The 20,855-nt window shown below is 67.7% G+C and carries 19 protein-coding genes; 5 read left to right on the top strand and 14 right to left on the bottom strand.

The annotated features are described in order from the left end of the window. Positions 1-999 (top strand): aldose epimerase family protein, encoded by a 999-nt coding sequence (locus AC0WR5_RS03485; RefSeq protein WP_475866942.1) that lies wholly within the window; start codon positions 1-3, stop codon positions 997-999. A gap of 46 nt (positions 1,000-1,045) precedes the next feature. Here the strand turns inward: AC0WR5_RS03485 and AC0WR5_RS03480 are convergent, their stop codons facing one another. The 6 genes from AC0WR5_RS03480 to AC0WR5_RS03455 form a co-directional block, all read right to left on the bottom strand. Continuing rightward, entirely contained in the window at positions 1,046-2,497 is a 1,452-nt protein-coding gene (locus AC0WR5_RS03480) for an aldehyde dehydrogenase (RefSeq protein WP_475866941.1), read from the bottom strand. 14 nt (positions 2,498-2,511) lie between these two features. Then, positions 2,512-3,270 carry an ABC transporter ATP-binding protein gene (locus AC0WR5_RS03475; protein ID WP_475866939.1) on the bottom strand — a complete coding sequence of 253 codons (759 nt, stop codon included), beginning with the start codon at positions 3,268-3,270 and terminating at the stop codon, positions 2,512-2,514. Then, on the bottom strand, positions 3,263-3,991 hold the full coding sequence (locus AC0WR5_RS03470) for an ABC transporter ATP-binding protein (protein WP_475866937.1): 729 nt from the start codon (positions 3,989-3,991) through the stop codon (positions 3,263-3,265). Before AC0WR5_RS03470 ends, AC0WR5_RS03475 begins: the two co-directional genes overlap by 8 nt. Beyond that, on the bottom strand, positions 3,988-4,905 hold the full coding sequence (locus AC0WR5_RS03465) for a branched-chain amino acid ABC transporter permease (RefSeq protein WP_475866935.1): 918 nt from the start codon (positions 4,903-4,905) through the stop codon (positions 3,988-3,990). The genes AC0WR5_RS03470 and AC0WR5_RS03465 overlap by 4 nt, the downstream gene beginning before the upstream one ends. Next, complete coding sequence (locus AC0WR5_RS03460) at positions 4,902-5,774, bottom strand: branched-chain amino acid ABC transporter permease (RefSeq protein WP_475866933.1); 873 nt, start codon at positions 5,772-5,774, stop codon at positions 4,902-4,904. Before AC0WR5_RS03460 ends, AC0WR5_RS03465 begins: the two co-directional genes overlap by 4 nt. Before the next feature lie 73 nt (positions 5,775-5,847). After that, positions 5,848-7,062 carry an amino acid ABC transporter substrate-binding protein gene (locus AC0WR5_RS03455; protein WP_475866931.1) on the bottom strand — a complete coding sequence of 405 codons (1,215 nt, stop codon included), beginning with the start codon at positions 7,060-7,062 and terminating at the stop codon, positions 5,848-5,850. 134 nt (positions 7,063-7,196) lie between these two features. Between AC0WR5_RS03455 and AC0WR5_RS03450 the strand changes: the two genes are divergently transcribed. The 3 genes from AC0WR5_RS03450 to AC0WR5_RS03440 all read left to right on the top strand — a co-directional run bounded on the left by AC0WR5_RS03450 (position 7,197) and on the right by AC0WR5_RS03440 (position 11,824). After that, positions 7,197-8,075 carry a helix-turn-helix domain-containing protein gene (locus tag AC0WR5_RS03450; protein ID WP_475866929.1) on the top strand — a complete coding sequence of 293 codons (879 nt, stop codon included), beginning with the start codon at positions 7,197-7,199 and terminating at the stop codon, positions 8,073-8,075. Between the two features lie 143 nt (positions 8,076-8,218). After that, positions 8,219-9,124 carry a substrate-binding domain-containing protein gene (locus AC0WR5_RS03445; protein WP_475866927.1) on the top strand — a complete coding sequence of 302 codons (906 nt, stop codon included), beginning with the start codon at positions 8,219-8,221 and terminating at the stop codon, positions 9,122-9,124. Positions 9,125-9,202: 78 nt separating this feature from the next. Next, on the top strand, positions 9,203-11,824 hold the full coding sequence (locus tag AC0WR5_RS03440) for a methyl-accepting chemotaxis protein (RefSeq protein WP_475866926.1): 2,622 nt from the start codon (positions 9,203-9,205) through the stop codon (positions 11,822-11,824). 110 nt (positions 11,825-11,934) lie between these two features. On the opposite strand, the gene AC0WR5_RS03435 is transcribed toward AC0WR5_RS03440, so the two are convergent. Genes AC0WR5_RS03435 through AC0WR5_RS03425 form a run of 3 tightly spaced genes read right to left on the bottom strand, consistent with a single transcriptional unit; the run spans position 11,935 to position 14,738 of the window. Continuing rightward, a complete protein-coding gene (locus AC0WR5_RS03435) occupies positions 11,935-13,239 on the bottom strand; it encodes a TRAP transporter large permease (RefSeq protein WP_475866925.1) in 1,305 nt (434 codons plus the stop codon). Continuing rightward, a complete protein-coding gene (locus AC0WR5_RS03430; RefSeq protein WP_475866923.1) occupies positions 13,232-13,744 on the bottom strand; it encodes a TRAP transporter small permease in 513 nt (170 codons plus the stop codon). Before AC0WR5_RS03430 ends, AC0WR5_RS03435 begins: the two co-directional genes overlap by 8 nt. 4 nt (positions 13,745-13,748) lie before the next feature. Beyond that, positions 13,749-14,738, bottom strand: a complete 990-nt coding sequence (locus AC0WR5_RS03425) for a TRAP transporter substrate-binding protein (RefSeq protein WP_475866922.1) — start codon at positions 14,736-14,738, stop codon at positions 13,749-13,751. Positions 14,739-15,072: 334 nt separating this feature from the next. Here AC0WR5_RS03425 and AC0WR5_RS03420 point away from each other — a divergent pair, with 334 nt between their 5' ends. Beyond that, a complete protein-coding gene (locus AC0WR5_RS03420; protein WP_475866920.1) occupies positions 15,073-16,002 on the top strand; it encodes a LysR family transcriptional regulator in 930 nt (309 codons plus the stop codon). On the opposite strand, the gene AC0WR5_RS03415 is transcribed toward AC0WR5_RS03420, so the two are convergent. Genes AC0WR5_RS03415 through AC0WR5_RS03395 form a run of 5 tightly spaced genes read right to left on the bottom strand, consistent with a single transcriptional unit; the run spans position 15,999 to position 20,852 of the window. Further along, a complete protein-coding gene (locus tag AC0WR5_RS03415) occupies positions 15,999-17,228 on the bottom strand; it encodes a four-carbon acid sugar kinase family protein (protein WP_475866919.1) in 1,230 nt (409 codons plus the stop codon). The genes AC0WR5_RS03420 and AC0WR5_RS03415 overlap by 4 nt on opposite strands. Beyond that, positions 17,225-18,490 carry a ribulose-bisphosphate carboxylase large subunit family protein gene (locus AC0WR5_RS03410; protein ID WP_475866917.1) on the bottom strand — a complete coding sequence of 422 codons (1,266 nt, stop codon included), beginning with the start codon at positions 18,488-18,490 and terminating at the stop codon, positions 17,225-17,227. Before AC0WR5_RS03410 ends, AC0WR5_RS03415 begins: the two co-directional genes overlap by 4 nt. Before the next feature lie 10 nt (positions 18,491-18,500). After that, the gene (locus AC0WR5_RS03405) at positions 18,501-19,040 is read right to left on the bottom strand and encodes a VOC family protein (RefSeq protein WP_475866915.1); all 540 of its coding nucleotides are present in this window, start codon (positions 19,038-19,040) and stop codon (positions 18,501-18,503) included. A 10-nt stretch (positions 19,041-19,050) separates the two neighbouring features. After that, entirely contained in the window at positions 19,051-20,328 is a 1,278-nt protein-coding gene (locus tag AC0WR5_RS03400; protein WP_475866913.1) for a TRAP transporter large permease, read from the bottom strand. Further along, a complete protein-coding gene (locus tag AC0WR5_RS03395) occupies positions 20,325-20,852 on the bottom strand; it encodes a TRAP transporter small permease (RefSeq protein ID WP_475866912.1) in 528 nt (175 codons plus the stop codon). Before AC0WR5_RS03395 ends, AC0WR5_RS03400 begins: the two co-directional genes overlap by 4 nt. Positions 20,853-20,855 lie beyond the last annotated feature (3 nt).

Below are 20,855 nucleotides of genomic sequence, written 5' to 3'. Positions count from 1 at the left end.
ATGGTGATGGTGCACCCCTTCGGCACCCTGCCTTCCGGCGAGACCGTGCAGAAGGTCGTGCTGCAGGGCGAGGGGCTGGCCGCCTCGGTGCTGGGCTATGGCGCGCGGCTCCAGGACCTGCGCCTCGAGGGCGTTTCCCATCCGCTGGTGCTGGGCGCCGAAACGCTTGCGCCCTACCTGGGCCCGATGGATTACTTCGGGGCCACCGTGGGGCGCTATGCCAACCGGCTGGCCGGCGGGCGCTTCAGCCTCGCCGGCAAGAGCCACGCCGTCGACCGCAACGAGAACGACCGGACATGCCTGCACGGCGGCTCTGACGGTATGGCCTTCCACAATTGGGCGCTGGAGGGGGCCGAGGGCGACCAGGCGGCCTTCACTCTGGTCCTGCCCGATGGCCACATGGGCTTTCCCGGCACCCTGCGCGCGCGGGTCAGCTACCGCGTCGCGGGCCGCGCGCTCGAGATCGAGATGACGGCCACCTGCGACAAGGATTGCCCGATCTCGCTGGCCCATCACTCCTATTTCAACCTCGACGGCGGCGGCGACGTGAAGGACCACCTGCTGTCGATCGCGGCAGAGAACTACCTGCCTGTCGACGCCGAGACCCTGCCCACCGGAGAGATCGCGCCGGTCACCGGCACGCCCTTCGATTTCGAGGCGCTGCGCCCCATCGGCACCCATGGCTACGATCACAACTTCTGCCTGCCCCTGCCCCGCGGCGAGATGCGCCCCGTGGCGCGCCTGCTCGGCACCTCGGGGCTCTCGATGACCGTGGAAACCGATGCGCCGGGCCTTCAGGTCTACGATGCGGCCCACCTCGGCGACACCGGCGCCACCGGCCTGCACGGCCTCGACGGCATCCGCTACGGCAAGCGCGCCGGGCTGGCGCTCGAGACCCAGGAATGGCCCGACGCGCCGAACCGGCGCACCTTCCCCTCGCCCCTGGTCCCCGCGGGCCGGCTCTATCGCAACCGGATGCGCCTCAGCTTCGGCGGCTGAGAGAGGGCCGGGGCCCTTGGAGGCTCTGCCCGCAGGGGGGATCCCCTCAGATCGGGTAATGCAGCGGGCCGTCCTGCAGGGTGACCCAGCGCAGCTCGGTAAATTCGGCGATGCCCGCCGTACCGCCGAACCGGCCATAGCCCGACCCCTTGAGCCCGCCGAAGGGCATCTGCGCCTCGTCGTGCACCGTGGGGCCGTTGACATGGCAGATCCCGCTCTCGATGCGGCGCGCCACCGCCAGGCCGCGGGCCTGGTCACGGGTGAAGACTGCGGCGGAGAGGCCGAAGTCGGAGGCATTGGCGACGCTCACGGCCTCGTCCTCTCCCGCCACGCGGATGATCGCCGCAACCGGGCCGAAGCTCTCTTCCTCGTAGAGGCGCATGGCCGGGGTGACATTGTCGAGGGCGATGGCATCGAGCATCGTGCCCGTGCCGCCGCCGCCCGCGATCAGCTGTGCTCCCTTCGCGAGTGCATCCTCGGTCAGGGCACGCACGCGGGCCGCGGCCTCGGCGCTCACCAGGCTGCCGAGCGGCGCCTGTCCCGCCAGCGGATCCCCCGCGGTGAGCGTCGCGACCTTGTCGGCGAAGGCGGCCGAAAAGGCATCGGCCACGCCCTCGGTCACAATGATACGCTCCGTCGACATGCAGATCTGACCCTGGTTCATGTAGGCGCCGAAGGCCGCCGCGCTGACCGCCGCCTCGACATCCGCATCATCGAGAACGATGAAGGGCGCCTTGCCGCCCAGTTCCAGCAGCGCGGGTTTCAGGTGGCGTCCCGCCGCCTCGGCGATGATGCGCCCGACGCGGGTGGAGCCGGTGAAATTCACCCGCCGCACCGCGCGGTGGGCAATCAGCGTCTCGACAACGCCGGCGGCATCGCTGGGCGCGTTGGAGACCGCGTTGACCACGCCCGCGGGCAGGCCCGCGCCCGCGATGGCCTCGATGATCAGCGCATGGGTGCGCGGGCAAAGCTCGGAGGTCTTCATCACCACCGTGTTGCCGCAGGCCAGCGGCGTGGCCACCGAGCGCACACCCAGGATTACCGGCGCGTTCCAGGGCGCCATGGCCAGCACCACGCCAACCGGCTGCCTGAGCGCCAGCGCCGTGGTGCCGGGACGGTTCGAGGGGATGACCTCGCCCTTGATCTGGGTGGTCAGGCTGGCCGCCTCGACCAGCATGTCGGCGGCCAGGTGCACGTTGAACCCGGCCCAGGCCTCGGTGGCGCCGATCTCGTCCTTCATGGCCGCCACGATCTGCGGGCCGGCCTCGCGCAGGCGCCCTGCCGCCGCCAGCAGGTAGCCCCGCCGCTCTGCCGCCGTGGTCGCAGACCATTCCGGAAAGGCCGCCGCCGCCGCATCCGCCGCGGCCTCTGCATCGGCCAGCGAGCAGGCCGCCGCCGAGGTCACCGGCTTGCCCGTCACCGGGTTGGCCCGCTCGAAGCGCCGCCCGTCCGAGGCCGCGCGATAGGCGCCGCCGATGAAAAGCTCCGTCGTCTCCATGAGACCTCCGCCTCCTAGCATGTCTCCTCCAGATCTATCTGTGCCGTGGTGCCGCCCAGGAAGGCGTGGCGCACGGCGGGATCGGTGGCCAGGTCCGCCGCCGCGCCCTCGCCCACGATCCGCCCTGCCTCGAGCAGGTAGCCGCGATCGGCCAGCGCGAGGCTCTCGCGCACGTTCTGCTCCACCAGCAGGATCGCCAGCCCCGTCTCCCGCACCCGCCCCAAGGTGGCAAAGAGCTCCTTGGTCACGATCGGCGCAAGGCCAAGGCTCGGCTCGTCGAGCAGCAGGTAGTCGGGAGCCGACATCAGCGCCCGGGCAATTGCCACCATCTGCTGTTCGCCCCCCGACATCGTGCCGGCAATCTGCCGTCGCCGCTCTGCCAGCTTGGGAAACAGCGCCAGCACCCGCTCCCGGGTTGCCTCCTCGCCCTCCCGCGCGCGGGCCGGGTTGGCGCCCAGCTTCAGGTTCTCCTCGACCGTCAGGCGCGGAAAGATCCCCCGCCCCTCGGGCACGAGCGCGATGCCCTGTCCCACGATCTGATGCGCCGGCTGGCCGGTCAGCTGCGCGCCGTTCAGCCGCACCGCGCCGCCCGAGGCCCGAACCATGCCGCCCATGGCCTTCAGCAGCGAGGACTTGCCCGCGCCATTGGCGCCCAGCAACGCCACCGTTTCGCCCGGGGCGACATTCAGCGACACCGCGTCGAGCGCCAGGTGCTTGCCATAGCGGATCGTCAGCGCCTCGACGCAGATCCCGGTTTTCCTGTCCTCAGGCATCTTCCTCTCCCAGGTAGGCGGCCACCACATGCGGATCCGAGAGCACCTCTGCCGTCGGCCCGTCGGCGATCTTGCGGCCGGCGGCCATGACCACGCAGCGCGGGCAGAGCGCACGCACCGCATCCATGATGTGTTCGACCAGCAGGATGGTCAGCCCGCCGCTGGCCAGGCTTCGGATCAGCTCGATCCCCTGCTGCAGCTCGCTCGGGTTCAGCCCCGCCAGCCATTCGTCGAGCAGCAGCAGCCGCGGCTCGGCCGCCAGGGCCCGCGCCAGCTCCAGCCGCTTCTGGTCGATGTAGGTCAGCTCTCCGGCCAGCACGCCCGGCGCCGGGGTCAGCCCCACGGCGCGCAGGCAGGCGCGGGCGTGATCCTCTGCATCCGGCCCCCACATGCGGTTTCGCCCAAAGGCCGCGGGCACCATGACGTTCTCGGTGATCGACAGGCTCGGCAGCACCCGCACCAGCTGGAAGGTCCGCGCGATGCCCGCCCGGGCGATCACGTCGGGGCGCCTGCCGGTGATCACCGCGCCGTCAAAGCGGATCTGCCCGGCGCTGGGTTTCAGCGCCCCCGAGATCAGGTTCATCAGCGTGGTCTTGCCGGATCCGTTCGGCCCCAGCAGCCCCACCACCTCGCCCGGCGCGATGGCAAAGCTCATCCCGTCCACCGCCCGCACGCCGCCGAAGCGCTTGCCGACGCCCTCGAGTTCCAGAAGTGCGCTCATGCCTTGGCCTCCCTGTTGCGCCGCAGCCGCAGTTTCTCCAGTGCCGCCAGCACGCCATCGGGCAGGGCAAAAACCACGCCGATGAAGAGCAGCCCCAGCAGGATCGAGAAATGATCGGGGAAGCGCGCCGAGAGCCATTCGAAGAGCAGGAACAGCGGCACCGCGCCCAGCACCGGCCCCCAGCGGCGGGTGGCCCCGCCCAGCAGCGCCATGATCACGGTCAGGAAGCTGACCTGCGGATTGAAGACGATCGCCGGCTCGATATAGACCCAGCGCACCGACTGGATCGCGCCGGTGAGGGTGATCAGCGTGGCCGAGAGCACGAAGAGGATCAGCTTGGTGCGTGCCAGCGGAATGCCCGCATGCGCCGCCACCAGCTCGTCGTCGCCGATGACCTTGAGCGCCAGGCCGATGCGCGAGCGGTGGATCCAGCCGGTGAGCAGCACCACCACCGCGGCGAGGCCCAGCAGCTGCCAGAGCACCATCTCGGGCGTGATGTCGAGGAAGATGTAGCGGCCCAGCGTGCCGGTGACATTGACCTCGAACCAGGTGATCAGCTGCCGGATCAGCTCGGTCAGGCCGAAGCTGAAGATCACGAAGTAGATGCCGGCCAGCCGCAGCGTCGACAGGCCCACCAGCAGCGCCAGCACCGCCCCGATGCCCCCCGCCGAGAGCAGCACCAGCGGCCAGGCCATCAGCTCGCTCAGTACCGCCACCGCATAGGCGCCCACCCCGAAGAAGGCCGCCGTGGCCAGTGAGATATAGCGCGTCGGGCCGGAGAACATCGCCCAGCTCGTCGCCAGGATGCCATAGCTGACCAGGCCGATCAGCAGGCCCACGCCATAGGCTTCGACCACCAGGGGGGCACAGGCCAGGATGGCAAGAATGCCAAGGGCAATCACGTCCTGTCTCATGCCGCACCTCCGCCGAAGAGGCCCTGCGGCCGCCAGAGCAGCACCAGCAGGAAGAGCGCATAGGTCGCCGCCAGCGTCAGACCCGGGTCGACATAGACCGAGACCAGCGTCTCGATCACGCCCAGCAGCAGCCCGGCGATCAGCGCGCCCATCAGGTTGCCCACGCCGCCCATGATCACGATCACCAGCGCCTTCATGGTAAAGAGCACGCCCATCGAGGCCGAAAAGGTCTGGTACATGGAGATCACGACGCCGCCGGCGACGGCCAGCGCGCCACCCAGGGCAAAGCCCGCCCGGGCCACGCGGTTGACGTCGATCCCGACCAGCGGCGCCGACCCCGGCGTCAGCGCCACGGCGCGGAGCGTCAGGCCCCAGCGGCTCTGGGTGAGCACCAGGTAGAGCCCGCCGCCGATCAGCACCGAGAGCCCGAAGGCGATCAGCCGGTTCAGCGCCACGGTGGTGCCAAGGATGTCGACGCCCTGTGACAGATAGGGATAGCTCTGCAGGTTGCCGCCGAAGATCACCAGCAGCACCCCCTGCACCACGAAGAGCAGCCCGAAGGTGGCCAGGATGCTGTCGACCTCGAGCCGCCCGCTGTCGCCCGAGCGCGCCACCAGCGGCCGCATCATCACCTGGTAGACGGTCCAGCTGATCAGATAGCCCAGCGGCACCAGCACGATCAGCGCCACAAGCGGTGAGATGCCCAGCGCCTGCACCAGCATGAAGGTGGCGAAGGCGGCGCAGATCAGCAGCTCTCCGTAGGCAAGGTTCATGATCCGGGCGATGCCGTACTGAAGCGACAGGCCAAGCGCGATGAGCGCATAGCTGCCCCCCAGCACCAGCCCGAAGACGAGTGTCGAGACAAGCAAGGGTTATACTCCGGCGTTCTGCAGGTATTCGGACAGGAGAGGGCCCTGCTGGGCCCCCTCCCTCGGGTCTGGGTCAGTCCCAGTCGGGTTTCGGCACCACGGGCGCCACGGCGCCGGGGCGGTCGGCGGGCGCCACGGCCACGAACTGGCCGTTCTGCCACTGCCCCGTCAGCCAGAGATTGCGCAGCTGGTTGTCCTCCAGCTTCACCTCGCCCAGCACCGTGTCGAAGGTGCCGGAGGAGAGCTCGCCCGCCAGCGCCTCATGGTCGAGCCCCACGCGCGAGATCGCCTGTTCCAGCATCTCCAGGCTGGCGTAGGTCACCGCGCTGGCCCAGCTGTCGGGCACCTGGCCGGTGGCCGCCTCGTGTTTCTGGAAATACTCCTGCACCGCCGGGCTGGCTGCATCGACACCGCCGATCGACATAACGCCGGATTCGATGCCGCCGGTGACCTTGGGATAGATCGGAAAGGCCCCGCCGACGCCGACATAGAAGACCTTGGGGTTATAGCCCGCAGTCTGCGCCTGTTTCGTCACGCCGAAGCTGCCCGGCGGATAGGAAAAGGCGATGAAGGTATCGGCACCGCTGTCGGCCGCGGCACTCACCATCGGTGCGAAATCCGAGGTGCCGGCCGGATAGGTCTTGTCATAGGCGAGGTCGAAGCCCGCCTCTTCCAGAGCCGGGCGCGCCGCCTTGATCAGGTCGATGCCAAAGCCGTCGGCCACCGAGATCACGGCGACCTTGTCGTTGATCTCGCCTGCTTCCTTCAGGCCCGAGAGCATTTTGGCCAGCTCGGTCGCGTAATCATGCCCGCCGCCCAGCAGCCAGAAGCTCCGCTCCCAGCGCTTGGCAAACTCGGGCGCCATGTCGGTGACCGAGGTCGCGGCCAGCTGCGGATAGCCGAAGCGGTCCATCAGCGGCGCCACCGCCAGGTTGAAGCCGGTGCCCCAGGGCGGCAGGATGATGTCCACCTTGTCCTGGGTGGCCAGGCGCTCGACCGCCCGCACCACGTCCTCGGCGCTGGAGCGGTCGTCGTATTCGATCACCTCGATCTTCTTCTGGCTGCCATCGGGCAGGGTCAGCCCGCCGGCGTCGTTCACCTCCTTCACCCAGAGCTGATAGTTGGGCAGCGTCGAGATGCCGGCGCCGGTGGCATTGGGGCCGCTCTTCGAGATCGCATATCCGATGGTGACGGTATCGCCCTCGGCCAGAACCGGGGCGCTCAGGCCCGCGCTCAGGGCAAGTCCCGAGATCATGCAGAACAGCGTCCTGCGCGTCGCAAGTGTCATTTTGGTCTCCTCCCGTTCGGTGCGCACCGGGGGCTCCTCCAACTCCCGGTTGACCTTGACAGGCAAGATACCAGTGACACGGGCGTTTAAAATGCACTAGTGTCGCCGATTATTGCACTTGTGCAGGAGGAACCGTGCCAGACCGCCCGTCGAACGTGATGAAGCGCCGCAGCCTGACCATCGAGGCCCGGCAGTTGCAGACCAGCCTGCATCCGGTCGAAACGCGGCTCGACGCGGGCCTGTCGCACCTGGTGATCCCGGCCGCCGGGCCCCTGACGCTGGAGCGCGACGGGCGCAGCCACCTGGTCGAGCCACCGCGGCTGATCTGGCTGCCGCCGGGGCCGGCGGCGCGCCTGCGCATGGCCGCCGGCGGGCGGGGCGCGCACCTGCGCCTTAACGAGGTCGGCCTGGCCCATGCCCTGCCGACCGGGGCGCTGAACCTGCGCCTCCGGGGCCTGCTGGCGCAGCCGCTGCAGCTCTCGCTGCCCGAGCAGGACCGGGCCGAGATCTTCCGCCACCTAGACGTGATCGCCACCGAAACCCGTACCCCCGCGCCCGGCACCGAGGTGATCATGGCAGGCCTCGTCTCGGTGATCCTGGTACGGCTCTGGCGCGCCGGTCAGGCCGGGGCGCTCGGCGCCACCGGCCAGCCGCAGCCCCTGCTCGACCGCTTCGTGCTGCTGGTGGCGCAGCACCGGCGCGAGCATTGGAGCGTGGGCGACTACGCCACCGCCATCGGCACCACGCGCGAACGGCTTGGCCGCGTCGTGCAGCAGGCCACCGGTCTTTCGCCCCGCGCCTTCATCCACCGCGAGATGATGGCCGACGCCCGCGACCTGCTCTCGCATTCGCGCCTGCAGATCGCCGAGGTGGCCTTTCGCCTCGGCTTCCAGGACCCGGCCTATTTCAACCGTTTCTTCACCCGCAACGAGGGGACGTCGCCCGGGCGCTTCCGCCGCGACGCCCCCGCCGATGCCGCGCATCACGCGCCCTCCTATGCCGCCTGGCCCTAGGCTCGTGCTCGCAATACCCTGCAGTTTAGACGTTTTCCCGGCGCCGATTAGGCACCTGTTAGCTCTTGGCCCGTACCGATGGCTCCGATGCAGCCGCACCGCGAGAGGGTGCACAGCTGCCTGTGTAGGAGAAGGAAACGGGAATGAAGCGCAGTCTCGGCATCGCCGCAGCAATCCTGCTCGCCGCAAGTCCGGCGGCTCAGGCCACCACCATCGGGGTCACCCTCGCCAACGCAAGTTTCGCCTTTGTCCAGAGCCTGCAGGCCGCCTACGAGGCCCGCACCGACGTCGAGATCGTCGTCGTCGATGCCGCGGGCGACGGGGCCAAGCAGCTCGATCAGGTCAATCAGTTCGTGGCCGACGGCGTCGATGCGATCATCGTCAACCCGATCCAGCCCGACGAGGGGATCACCATGACAATGGCCGCCGGCGACCTGCCGATGGTCTTCGTCAACCAGGAGCCGATCAACTCCATGATGCTGCCGCCGACCCAAGTGTATGTCGGCTCGAACGAGAATGTCTCGGGCACGCTGGAGATGAAGGAAGTCTGCCGCCTGATGGGTGGCAAGGGCACCATCGCCATTCTGGTCGGCAACGTCGATACCACCGCCGCCCGGATGCGGACCCAGGCGGTGCACGACGTGCTCGACACCCCCGATTGCTCGGGCATCTCCGTCACCCGCGAGGGCCAGGCCAACTGGGAACCCGACCAGGGCGAGGCAATGGTGCGTGACTGGCTGAATGCCGGCGTCTCCGTCGATGCCATCGTCGCGAACAACGATGCCATGGCCATGGGCGCGATCAAGGCGCTGAAGGCCCGCGGCATCGCGATGGACTCGATCATCGTCGCGGGGGTCGATGCAACCTCCGATGCGCTCGACGCCATGGCGGCCGGCGATCTCGATGTCACGATCTTCCAGAACGCCGTCGGTCAGGCGGATACCTCGGTCGACGTGGCGATAAAGCTGATCAACGGCGAACCAGTCGAGAGCCAGGTCTGGGTTCCCTTCGAACTCGTGACCCCCTCGAACATGTCCAACTACCGCTGACCTCGCACTTAAAGGCGGCCCGCCGGTACATCCGCCGGGCCGCACCCTGCCATTTCGCCAAGGCAAGAAAGGCGCTCCATGAGCAAGAAACCCGGATCAATTTGGGGTAAGACAGCGGTCAAGGTCGGCGCGGCGGTCGGGCTGATGGGCCTGTCGACCGTCGGTGCCATTGCCGTCGCCTTCTTCGTTTTCAACAGCTTTTCCAAGCAGATCGACTTCCTGACGTCAAAGACCGTGCCGGAACTGGCCGCCAGCGCCGAAGTCGTGACCCAGAGCGGCCATCTGAAGGATGCCTTTGCCGAGTTGGTGCTGGCCCGCAACCCCGAGGGCCTTGAAGAGGCCGTCATCCAGGCCTCGACCGAGCTTGACCACTTTGCCGAGGCCGCAGCAAACCTGCCACCGGCAGAGGCCGCCGACCTGGCCCGGGCCACCAACGAGATGCGCGTCAGCATCGAGGATCTCGCCGAGATCCGCCGTCACGAATTCGAGACGGACCGCCGCATCACCTTCGCCGTGCAGGACCTGGGCAACCTCGACTCCTGGATCTCCGCCGAGCTTTCCAACCTGGGCAAGCTCAGCCTGGTCCAGATGCAATACGGCGCCAACCAGACGATCAAGAACGTTGACCAGACCCTCAAGGATATCATCCTGAACGATTTCCGGGTCCTGCGCACCGCCGTTCAGCTCAAGGCCGACCTCAACATGGTCACCGGCTCCGTCCTCTCCCTCTCCGCCCTTCAGGACGAGGACCTGCGCGCCCAGGCGCAGGACATGGGAACCTCCGCCCTCGCCGATTTCGAGCGCTACCTTCCCGATCTCCTGGCCGTGCCCGAGGTCGATCCGGTGCCATTGCAAACAGCTCTCTTGGTCGCCAAGACCTCCCTCTCCGGCGGCAACACCGTCAGCCGTCGCCCGGATCAGCTCCTGAAACTGCGCTCCGACAGCGTCAATGCCATCAACAGCGCCATCACGCGCCTGTCCTGGAACCTGACCCAGACCTCAAACGCGGCGTCCGACAAGAACTCCACCCAGATCCGACACCTCATCGACATCGACGTCGCCCGCATTCTCGAGCTCAGCCACCTGTCCACCAGCGTCTCGGATTTCGTCGTCGCCGGGTTCAAGGGCGCGGTAGCCAGCAATGACAGCCAGCTCACCGCCGCCCAGGCAGATCTCGTTGCCGCCGGCGATGGGCTGGCCGAAGCCGTGACGGCCGCCGCACCCGGTCTGGCCGGCCGGATGGATCAGCTCATGGCCTTCGGGGATCCCGAGACCGGTATCGTCGCCCTGCGTCGCGAGATGCTGCAGGCCTATGACAATGCGATTACCGCCGAACGCGAAGCGGGCTCCGACCTCCAGGTCGCCGCATCCAAGGCGCTCGCGCTCGGATCAGAGGCCACGCAGGATATCGAACGTGCCGCCGCCGGTCTCAGCAATCACATCGCCTCCGCGCGCACTCAGATGATCGCCATCGCGATCGCCGCCGTGGGCCTGCTCATCGCGGTCCAGGTCGGGGTGCGCTTCCTTCTGGTCAAGCCACTCCAGGCTGTGACCGCGTCCACCCGCCGCCTCTCCGAGGGTGATCTCTCTGCCCTCGACAGCGCGCCGAAAACCGGCGGCGAGATCGGCGAAATGGTCGATGCCCTTGCCATCTTCCGCGACAACATGCGCAAGAACGAGGAACTCGAGGAGGAAGCCCGCGCCAAGGCCAAGAGCCAGGCCGAAGTGGTGGCACAGTTGGCTACCGGCCTCGACCATCTCAAGAGCGGCGACCTGACCCACCAGCTCGACAGCCCCTTCCCGGAGGCCTACGAGCAGCTGCGCAGCGACTTCAACGCCACCGTCACCAACCTCGCACAGACCATCGCGACCATCTCGGAAAGCGCCCGCCTTGTGATGGAGACTGCCGGCGAGATCAGCAGCGCCTCGACCGCGGTCGCGCGTCGCACCGAAAGCTCGGCCGCCTCTCTGGAGGAAACTGCCGCCGCGCTGGAAGAACTGACCGTCTCGGTGAAGTCCGCCTCTGACCGCGCTGACGAATCCGGTCAGATCGTCACCACCACCCGCAACGATGCGCAAAAATCCGGCAAGGTGGTGCAGGAGGCCGTCGCCGCCATGCAGCGGATCGTCCAATCCTCCGACAGCGTCTCGCGGATTGTCAGCGTCATCGACGACATCGCCTTCCAGACCAATCTGCTGGCCCTCAACGCCGGGGTCGAGGCCGCCCGCGCGGGCGAGACCGGTCGCGGTTTTGCCGTGGTGGCCTCCGAGGTCCGCGAACTTGCCCAACGATCCTCGGATGCCGCCAAGGAGATCGGCCAGCTCATCAACGAGAGCTCCGAACACGTCAAGAGCGGCGTGGACCTGGTCGGTCAGACCGGCGATTTCCTCTCCGCGCTCGTCAATTCGATCAACATGATCTCCGACAATGTCGTGGGCATCGCCTCGGCCGCGCGGGAACAATCAACCGGCCTGAGCGAGATCAACAACGTCGCAAGCCAGCTTGACCGTGCCACCCAGCAGAACGCGGCCAGCTACGAGGAAACGACCGCCGCCACCAACTCGCTCTCGAGCGAGGCCAAGACCCTCTTCGGCGAGGTGTCCCGCTTCAAGCTGCCACGCAACATACAGCTGCATGGGCAAATGACGGCACCTGCGGCCTCCCATTCCTCCAGGGACGACTGGACGGATGTCGCCTGACATGCACCACAGGCACCCGCCAGCGCACAGCGCCACCTGAAAACGACAAACCCGGGCCTATGGCCCGGGTTTTCCTTTGGATCACGCCCCTGCAACCGGGCTATGCCCGATCAGTTGTACATCGAGTTCGGGATCATCAGGGCGATCTGCGGGAACACGATGATCAGCACGATGCAGAGGATCATCGCCATCAGGAAGGGCGTCACCCCGCTGAAGACCGTCGAGAGCGGCACCGTCTTGGCGACGTTGCGCACCACGAAGACGTTCAGCCCGACCGGCGGTGTGATCATCCCCATCTCGATCACGATCACCGCGATCACGCCGAACCATATCGGGTCGAAGCCCAGGGCCATGATCACCGGGTAGTAGATCGGCACCGTGATCACCAGCATCGCCAGACCATCAAGGAACATGCCCAGCACGACGTAGCTGAGCAGGATGATGATCAGCGTGCCATAGGTGCCCAGGCCCAGCCAGGCCAGCCCGTCGCCGAGCGCCGTCGGGATGTTCGTCAGCGCCAGGAAGGGGTTCAGCACGTTGGCCCCGATGACGATCATGTAGAGCATTGCCGAGGTCCGCACCGTGTCCATCACCGCGCGGCTGAAGCCGGCAAAGTTCAGCGCCCGGCTGGCGAAGGCCAGGATGACGATCAGCGCCGCGCCGATCCCCGAGGCCTCGACCGGGGTGAAGACACCGAGATAGATGCCACCGATCGAGATCAGGATCACCGCCAGCAGCGGCATGGCCCGGAACAGCGTGGCGAACCGCTCGCGCATCGGCAGCGACTCGCCCTTGGGTCCGGCCGAGGGGTCGCGCAGCGTCACCAGCCAGATCGCCCCGATGAACAGCGCCATCATCAGCATGCCCGGCAGGATCCCCGCCATGAACAGCCGTCCGATGCTCTCTTCGGTCAAGATCGCGTAGATCACGAAACCGGTCGACGGCGGGATGAGGAAGCCCAGCGTGCCGCCCGCCGCGATCGACCCGGTCGAGAGCCCGTCGCCATAGCCCAGGCGCTTCATCTCGGGCAGGGCCACCTTGCCGATGGTCACGGCCGTTGCCACCGAGGACCCGGAGACCGCGGAAAAGGCCGCACAGCCCATGACCGAGGCCGTTGCCAGCCCACCGCGGAACCGCCCGACCCAGGCATAGGCCGCATCATAGAGCCCCCGGCTGAACCCGCTTTCCGAGCTGACGTTGCCCAGCAGGATGAACATCGGGATCACGATCAGCGAATAGTTCGCCACCGCGCCATAGGTCTCGGTGATCATGATCGCGCCGGCACGGCGCAGCCCCTCGATCCACCAGGTCCCGAAAAAGCCCACCATCAGCATTGCAAAGGCCACCGGCGTGCGCAGGATCATCAGCCCGAAAAGGGCCACGAACCCCAGGATACCGATTGTCAGATCACTCATCTGCCGGCTCTCCCGTGGCAATGATTTCAATCAGTTGCACCACGAACACCGCGATGGTCAGCGCCATGCCGAGCGCGATCAGCGCATAGAAGGGCCAGAGCGGCAGGCCCAGCATGTTCGTCGTGTCTTCGAATTCACGGGCGTCCATCGCCTTGTACCAGGCGCGATCGACCATGTAGTAGAGCACCACCACCGAGAGCACGCGCGTCAGCACGTCTCCGGCAAAGCGGCCCCATTTCCCGATCAGCTGATCGAAGATGTCGGCGCGCACGTGCACGCCGCGGGCCGTGGTATTGGGCAGCGCCAGCATCACCAGCGCCACGGCGTTCAGCTGCACGATCTCGTTGATCCCGAGGATCGGGCTGCCGAAGAAATACCGAGCCCCCACCCCGACGGCCAGGACGACGACCATCGCCAGCAGCAGGACGCCTGCGGCGACGGCCAGAACCGTCGTGGCCCTGTCGGTGACAACCGACAGGGCACGAACTGTCTTTGCAGCGCTCAAAGGATCACTCGCCCTTCAGCGTGTCGATCATCGTCTGGGCATCCTTGCCCTCGGCCTCCAGGTCCGCGACGATGCCGGGAACGATGCTGTCAGAGGCGGCGTTGAACTCGGCCAGCGCGTCACCTTCCAGCACGATCACCTCGTGGCCGGGCATGGCGGCAAACGAATCGATGCCCTTCGCGGCCTCGGTCAGCTGCACCTGCTGGCCCAGCAGGGAAGCGTCCTTGCCCGCCTTCAGCACCGCTTCCTGATCCTCGTCGGACAGGCTGCGGAAGGCATCGCGGTTCATCACGATGAAGAAGGGAGAGTTGGTGCTGTCAAAGCCCACGGTCAGGTAATCGGCCACCTCGCCCAGGTTGAAGGCATCGGTGCCGGTGCCGTCGATCAGGGCGGCGTCGATCACGCCGGTCTGCAGCGAGTTGTAGATGTCCGACACGGGCATCGACACCGGCGTCGCGCCCCAGGCCTCGACCATCAGGCCGGTGTTGCGCGAGGGCACGCGGATCTTCATGCCCTTGACGTCCGCCAGGCTGCGCACCGGCTTGTCGGCGCTGTAGAGCAGGTTCTTGGCCGAGGACCAGAGCGAGACCAGCTGCACGCGGCGGAATTCCGGCGCGAAGAGGTCGATGTTGTTCCAGATCGTCTCGGTGCCGGTTTCCTCGTCCAGCACGCCGGGCAGTTCGGCCAGCAGCGTCATCGGGAAGGTCGAGGCGGTATAGCCGGCCAGCGAAACCGACAGGTCGGAAACGCCGTCAACGGCACGGCTGTATTGCTCCACCGGGCCCGGGCCCAATTCGCCGCCGTTGTACAGGCGCACGGTCACGTCCCCGTCCGAGTTCTCGGCGACCATTTCGGCAAAGGGCTCGAAGGCACCCGAGGTATAGGGGTGACCGGCGGCCAGGAAGTTCGCGAACTTCAGCTCTTCGGCGCCGGCGGCACCTGCCGTCAGGCCGAGGGCAAGCAGGCTCGCCGTGATCGTCTTCTGAATTCCCATGAAATCCTCCCTGGGGGTTGCGGCATCCGCCCTGGCAGCAGGCGGATCCGTTGAATACCTTGGTGGAGCTGCGCGTCAGTTCCGCGAAAGCGGCCGGCCCCCAGCGGGCCGGTTGCGGCCTGACCGGGCCGAAGACGGCATCAGGGCTTTCGCGCTGTACATCGGTCCTGTCATGAAACCTCTCCTCGCCTCTACCGCGGCGCCCTGCCCTTCCCCTGCGGGTCCGGGCCGGCAGCCACGCCTCCATGACCGCTGATAATACAAAGGTTAGTTTCCGTAGCAATTTATGCTAATTGGACATTCCGTTCAGAAATCTGAACGATAGAGGTTTCGCATGAACTGGAATATTGACGATGTCCCGGTGTTCATCGCCGTGGTCGAGACACAGGGCATCACCGCCGCAGCGAGAGAGCTCGGAATGCCGAAAAGCACGGTATCAGCTGCACTTACGCGCCTTGAGCAAGGGCTTGGCCTGCGCCTGATGGACCGAAACTCCCGCAACCTCCGGGTCACGGGAGAGGGCGAGACATTCTACCGGCAGGCGCTCCGAATCATGGAGCAGGTTCAGGAAACTGACGCTGCGATGTCCGAGTTGACCTCGGTGCCGGCGGGCCGCCTCTCGGTCGCCCTGCCCCCCGCTTTCTGCAACGAGATCCTCGCGCCGACCCTCGCGGACTTCCGCTGTGCCTACCCGGCGATCGAGCTCGAGCTGGTGGTGACCAGCCGCGCGGTCGACATGATTCGAGACCGTGTCGACGTGGCAATCGTGGTCGGGCCGCAGGATGATTCAGAGCTGATCCAGCGCAATCTCGTCTCCGGCACGCTACGCTGGGTCACCAGCCGCCGCTACCTCGACCGGATCGGCGGGCCCGAGGCGCTGGTCGATCCCCGGCCGCATGTGCAGATCTGCGAAAAACGCTATGGGCAGCGCCGCATGCCCGTGCGCATCCATGGCCACGCCAGCGAGATCGACCTCTCCAGCGGCATCACCCACGTGAACGATCCGCTCGCCGTGCGCACCGCGGTGATGAACGGGGCCGGGATCTCGCCGATCCCCGAATTCTACTGCCGCCCGCAGATGATCGGCGAAGGGCTGGTCGAGGTCTGTTCCCACATCACCTTCAACCCGGCGATCTCGCAGCTCTCGGTGGTCTATCCCAGCCGCCGCCTGATCTCGCCCAAGATCCGCGCCTTTCTCGACCTGCTCGACCGGATCTGCCGGCCCGGCGCCGAAAAGCCTGCGGTGGAACTGCCTGCCCCCTAACCTGCGAGCGCCGCGAACCGGGCAAACAGGTCCTCGCCGCCCATCTGCCCGCCCTTCAGCATCAGCCTCAGGCCGTTGCGTGCCGGATCGGCATGCAGCGCCCGGCAGAGGCCCACCCCCGGCGCCAGCGGCGCGAGATAGTCGATCGCGCCCAGCTCCAGCGCGGCACAGATCCGGCTGCTGGTGTCGCCCCCGGCGATGCCCAGCCAGCCCACCGGCGCCCGCCCCAGCACCCGCGCCAGCATCGCGCTGGTCAGTGCCGCCAGCCGCTCGGGCGGCATGGCGTAGTCCGCCTCCGGGTCCAGGTGCATCAGCACCCGCGCGCCCCGGGCCAGCGCCGCCACCGCGGCCTCCTCCGTGGCCCGCGGGCTGCACAGCGCGCCGGGGCCCACCGGAATGCGGTCAAAGCCCTCCGCCGCCGCCACCTGTGCCCGGGTCAGCGCGGACCGGCTGCCGGCAAAGATCAGCACCCTTTCATTGGGCGCCGCCGCGCCCTCCGGGGTCACCGGCACGCCCTCGCGGCCCGCGCTCAGCGCCTCGGCAACCGAGCTTGCGCCGATCAGAAGCTGCCGTCCGCCCCGCGCCCGCAGGGCCGTGCCGATCTGCGCCACGTGCTCCTGCGACAGCGCATCGAGAAACACCCGCCCCTCCAGCCGCGTCCGCAGCTCGCCGAACTGCGGTGCCGCCACCAGGCTCAGCGCCAGCCCCTGCGCCCCCAGGTGGCGCAGCAGGTCGGCCTCGTGCATGGGCGTCACCGGGTGATCGCGCATGATCGGGTGCCGGTCGATGCGATAGACCACGCCGTCGGGCCCGCGCGCGAAGAGCGTGCCGAACACGGCATAGCGGCCCAGGCTCGGCTGGCCGCCGATCACCGCCGTCACCTGCGGGCCATGCAGCGCCTCGAGCGCCAGCGCCGCGGCCCCGATCGAGCCGATCTCGGGGTGGCTGTCGAAGGTCGAGCAGACCTTCAGGTGCACCACCTCGGGGCCCAGCGCCGCCAGCGCCGGCCAGGCCTCGGCGATCTCGCGCCGCGCCTCCTCCGGGCCCTGCGCCCGCAGCGCCGTGGCCAGGCCCACCGCCTGCAGCCCCGCCGCCTCCTCGGGCGCGGGCGGCCGCAGGAACAGCCGCGCCCGCCAGCCCGCCCGCGCGAATGTCGCCAGCGTGTCCGAGGCGCCGGTGAAATCGTCGCCGACAAAGACGACCGGAGGGGCGCCCACCGCCATCATTTGTCTCCGAAGAACCGCATCGCCTCGGCCAGCGCCGGGTGATCCGCCGCGGCCTCGGCCAGGGGCACGCCCGCCTCACAGGCGTCGTAGGCCTGGCGCAGGCTCTCGATCCCGGCCTCGGCGCCGCCCGGATGGGCCAGGATGCCCCCGCCGCACATGAACATCAGGTCGGGCGATCCCGCCGCCTCCAGAGTCGCGGGCAACGTGCCGGCCCATTGGCCGCTGGAAAAGGCCGGCATCACCCGGTCATCCGGCCCGCCCGCGCTCAGCGGCATCAGGCAGGCGCGCGCGGCCTCGGTCACCTCGTCCTTCGTGTCCACGAACTTGCCGCCGATGCCATGCACATGCATGTGGTCGATGCCCGCCAGGCGATAGAGCGCGTGATAGGCCTGGAACCCCATGCCAAGGCGCGGATGCCGGCTCATGGCGCCGAACCCGTTGCGATGGGCGTGGATCGCCAGGCCGGTGTGGGCGCGCAGGGTCTCCATCCCCGACAGCCCGCACCAGTTCAGGCTGGCCATGACACAGCTGCCGCCCTCGGCCTCCACCAGGTCGGCGTGGCGCTTCATCGCATCGGTCTCGTCGGTGATGTTGAAGGCCATCATCACCTGCCGCCCGGTCTTCTCGCGCCATTTGCGGATCACCGCCATCACCGCCGGAATCCGCTCGGAGAGCGGCGCCCAGTCGGGGTTGGCGCAGACCTCGTCATCCTTGATGAAATCCACCCCCGCCGCGCAGAGGCGATCGACAAGCGCCGCGATCTCCTCGGGGCGCAGGCCGACGTTGGGCTTGATGATCGTGCCGAAGACGGGCCGCCCCTCCACGCCCATGCTGGCGCGGCTGCCGGCGATGCCCTGCGCGGGCAGCGGATAGCGCGCCCGGTAGCTTGCCGGCACCTCGAGGGTCATCAGCTTCAGCCCCGTCACCTCGCCCAGGTCGTAAAGGTTGCCCGAAACGGTCGCCGCCAGCGTCGCAAGGTTTCGGCCGATGTTCCCTGTGGGATAGGCGATGCGCACCCGCGCGAAGCGCCAGGGCCCGCAGGCCCGCTTCCGCTCCAGGTAGGCCGAATGCAGCGTCGGCGCGGCGCCCTCCTCCAGCACCTCCACCGACAGCACCTCCGCCGCCGAGCGCGCCCGCAGCTCGTCGGTCTCGCCCTCGACGCGCACGAAGGTGCCGCTCGACTGCTCGCCCGCCATCATGGCGGCGACCTTCTCCACCTCTACCGGCGTTTCCACCAGGTATTCCGCGATCACCCGTTCCATTGCCATGTCCTCAGAGCGTCGACAGGTCCGGGAAGGGCCGCACCGGGTCGCTGCCGTCCCAGCCCACGCTCGCCTCGCGGATCATGTCGAACATCACGCCCTTTGGCCCCAGCACCTCCGACAGTTCGATCACCGTGCCCGGGTGATGCTCCTCGGCGAAATAGGCAAACCGCCCGTTGGTGCCCACCTCGCCCGACATCTGCACGTGGAACCCGCGTTGCAGCATCCGCTCCAGGTCACCCTCGTAATCCTTCGTCCAGAAGGCCACGTGCTGTAGCCCGCGCAGGCCGCGCTGCATGAAATCGCGGTACATCGAGGGCACGTCGTTGCGGCACTGGATCAGCTCGACCTGCATCTCGCCGCTGTTGGCCAGCGCCACGGAATTATGCGGCTCGTATTGCACCCCGTCGAAGTAATAGTTCTCGATCGGCACCTTGGGATTGTAGAACCACGGGCCCACGCCCATGACCTCGGACCAGTATTTCATGCCCGCCTCGATATCGTCGACGACATAGCCAAGCTGGCGGATGGGGCCCAGAAGAATGCTCATGGCAGGATCCTCATTTCATGAGTTGGTTGGGCAGCCAGGTCGAGATCGCCGGAACGGCGGACACGACGACTAGCGCCAGGATCAGGGGGATGAAAAAGGGCAGAACGCCCCGGATGACGGTGTTCACCGGCATCTTGGTGATGATCGAGATCATGTAGAGGCTCATGCCCACCGGCGGCGTCAGCAGCCCGATCATCAGGTTCAGCACGAAGACGATGCCCAGCTGCAGCGGATCCACCCCCGCCTGCACCAGCGCCGGTGCGATGATCGGCGCGATGATCAGGATCGCCGCGATGCTCTCCAGCACCATGCCGACGGCCAGCAGCAGCAGGTTCACCAGCAGCAGCAGCACCAGCGGGTTGTCACTCAGCCCCAGCAGGAAGGCCGAGGCCCGCATCGGCACCATGTCCAGTGTCAGCACCCAGGCAAACAGCGCCGCACCGGCCACGATGAACAGGATGTTGGCGGTGGATTCCACCGTTTCGCGCAGGGCGCCGATCACCTTGGCCGGGGTCAGGCTGCGATAGATGAAGATGCCGATCAGCAGGGCATAGCCCACGGTCACGCCGGCCACTTCCGTCGGGCCGAACAGCCCGCTCATCAGCCCGCCGATCAGCAGCACCGGGGCGAGAAGCGCCGGAAACGAGATCACGAACTGCCGGCCGATCACCTTGCCGCTGGTCGGGATCGTGTCGCGCGGCAGGTCCTTCATCCGCGCCATCACGCCCACCTGCGCCATCAGCAGCACCGTCAGCAGCAGCGCCGGCACGATGCCCGCCAGCAGCAGCTTCACCGCGCTCACGTTGGCGACGCTGGCATAGATGATGATCGGGATCGAGGGCGGAAAGATCGGCCCGATGGTGGCCGCGGCCACGGTCAGCCCGGCGGCAAAATCCTTGCGATAGCCCTGCTTCACCATCTCGTCGATCTGGATCTTGCCCAGCGCCCCGATGTCGGCCAGCGCCGCGCCCGAGATGCCGGAAAAGATCAGGCTGACCAGGATGCTGACCTGCGCCACCGCGCCCCGGAACCGGCCGAGGATCATGCGCACCAGGTCGAACAGATGCGTCGTCACCCCGATCGCGCTCAGCAGGCTGGCCGCCAGGATGAAGAGCGGCACCGCCAGCAGCGGCGAGCTGTCGAGCGAATTCAGGCTGCGCTGCGCCAGCACCGAGACCGGCAGCCCCTGCATCAGGATCACCATGCCCGAGGGCAGCGCCAGGCACACCGCCACCGGCGCTCCGAGGACCAGCAGCCCCAGGAACAGGCACAAAAGGATCAGGCTCATTGCGGTATGTCCGTCGGGTCCGTGTGAAGGTCATGGGCCTGGCCGGTGGCCCATTCCGCCATGCGGAAGGCCATCACCAGCGCCAGCAGCACCGTGCCGGCCAGTGCCAGCGAGTAATAGAATGTATTGGGCATCTGCATCGCCGGGGTCAGGAACTTGCCCGCCTTGGGCAGGAACTCCGCAAAGCCCCAGAGGAACAGCCCCGCACAGGCCAGCGTCGAGATGTCCGAGACGAAGGCCGAGATCTTCTGCGCGCCCGCGCCCAGCATGTCGGGCACCATGGTGACCGAGACCAGCAGCCGCCGGGCTGCCAGGCTCGGCACGGTGACAAAGACCAGCCCGATGCCGCAGAACCGCGCAAGCTCGTCCGCCCAGGGCAGGCCCAGGTCATAGAGGTTGCGCGCCACCACCTGCGACACCACCAGCACCGCCATCAGCGCCAGCAGCCCCACCGCCAGCCAGACACCCGCCGCCGTCAGGGCGCCAAGGGTCACGCGGGCCATGTTCATCGGTCCGGTCTTCATCGG

The organism is Pseudooceanicola sp. DL12 (assembly GCF_056270665.1).
The sequence above is the reverse complement of the archived record's forward strand: the minus strand, read 5'-3'. Positions and strand labels throughout refer to the sequence as shown.

Coding starts and splice junctions, on each gene's coding strand:
- AC0WR5_RS03485 (WP_475866942.1), top strand. CDS start 1: ATGGTGATGGTGCACCCCTTCGGCACCCTGCCTTCCGGCGAGACCGTG.
- AC0WR5_RS03480 (WP_475866941.1), bottom strand. CDS start 2,497: ATGGAGACGACGGAGCTTTTCATCGGCGGCGCCTATCGCGCGGCCTCG.
- AC0WR5_RS03475 (WP_475866939.1), bottom strand. CDS start 3,270: ATGCCTGAGGACAGGAAAACCGGGATCTGCGTCGAGGCGCTGACGATC.
- AC0WR5_RS03470 (WP_475866937.1), bottom strand. CDS start 3,991: ATGAGCGCACTTCTGGAACTCGAGGGCGTCGGCAAGCGCTTCGGCGGC.
- AC0WR5_RS03465 (WP_475866935.1), bottom strand. CDS start 4,905: ATGAGACAGGACGTGATTGCCCTTGGCATTCTTGCCATCCTGGCCTGT.
- AC0WR5_RS03455 (WP_475866931.1), bottom strand. CDS start 7,062: ATGACACTTGCGACGCGCAGGACGCTGTTCTGCATGATCTCGGGACTT.
- AC0WR5_RS03445 (WP_475866927.1), top strand. CDS start 8,219: ATGAAGCGCAGTCTCGGCATCGCCGCAGCAATCCTGCTCGCCGCAAGT.
- AC0WR5_RS03440 (WP_475866926.1), top strand. CDS start 9,203: ATGAGCAAGAAACCCGGATCAATTTGGGGTAAGACAGCGGTCAAGGTC.
- AC0WR5_RS03435 (WP_475866925.1), bottom strand. CDS start 13,239: ATGAGTGATCTGACAATCGGTATCCTGGGGTTCGTGGCCCTTTTCGGG.
- AC0WR5_RS03425 (WP_475866922.1), bottom strand. CDS start 14,738: ATGGGAATTCAGAAGACGATCACGGCGAGCCTGCTTGCCCTCGGCCTG.
- AC0WR5_RS03420 (WP_475866920.1), top strand. CDS start 15,073: ATGAACTGGAATATTGACGATGTCCCGGTGTTCATCGCCGTGGTCGAG.
- AC0WR5_RS03415 (WP_475866919.1), bottom strand. CDS start 17,228: ATGATGGCGGTGGGCGCCCCTCCGGTCGTCTTTGTCGGCGACGATTTC.
- AC0WR5_RS03410 (WP_475866917.1), bottom strand. CDS start 18,490: ATGGAACGGGTGATCGCGGAATACCTGGTGGAAACGCCGGTAGAGGTG.
- AC0WR5_RS03405 (WP_475866915.1), bottom strand. CDS start 19,040: ATGAGCATTCTTCTGGGCCCCATCCGCCAGCTTGGCTATGTCGTCGAC.
- AC0WR5_RS03400 (WP_475866913.1), bottom strand. CDS start 20,328: ATGAGCCTGATCCTTTTGTGCCTGTTCCTGGGGCTGCTGGTCCTCGGA.
- AC0WR5_RS03395 (WP_475866912.1), bottom strand. CDS start 20,852: ATGAAGACCGGACCGATGAACATGGCCCGCGTGACCCTTGGCGCCCTG.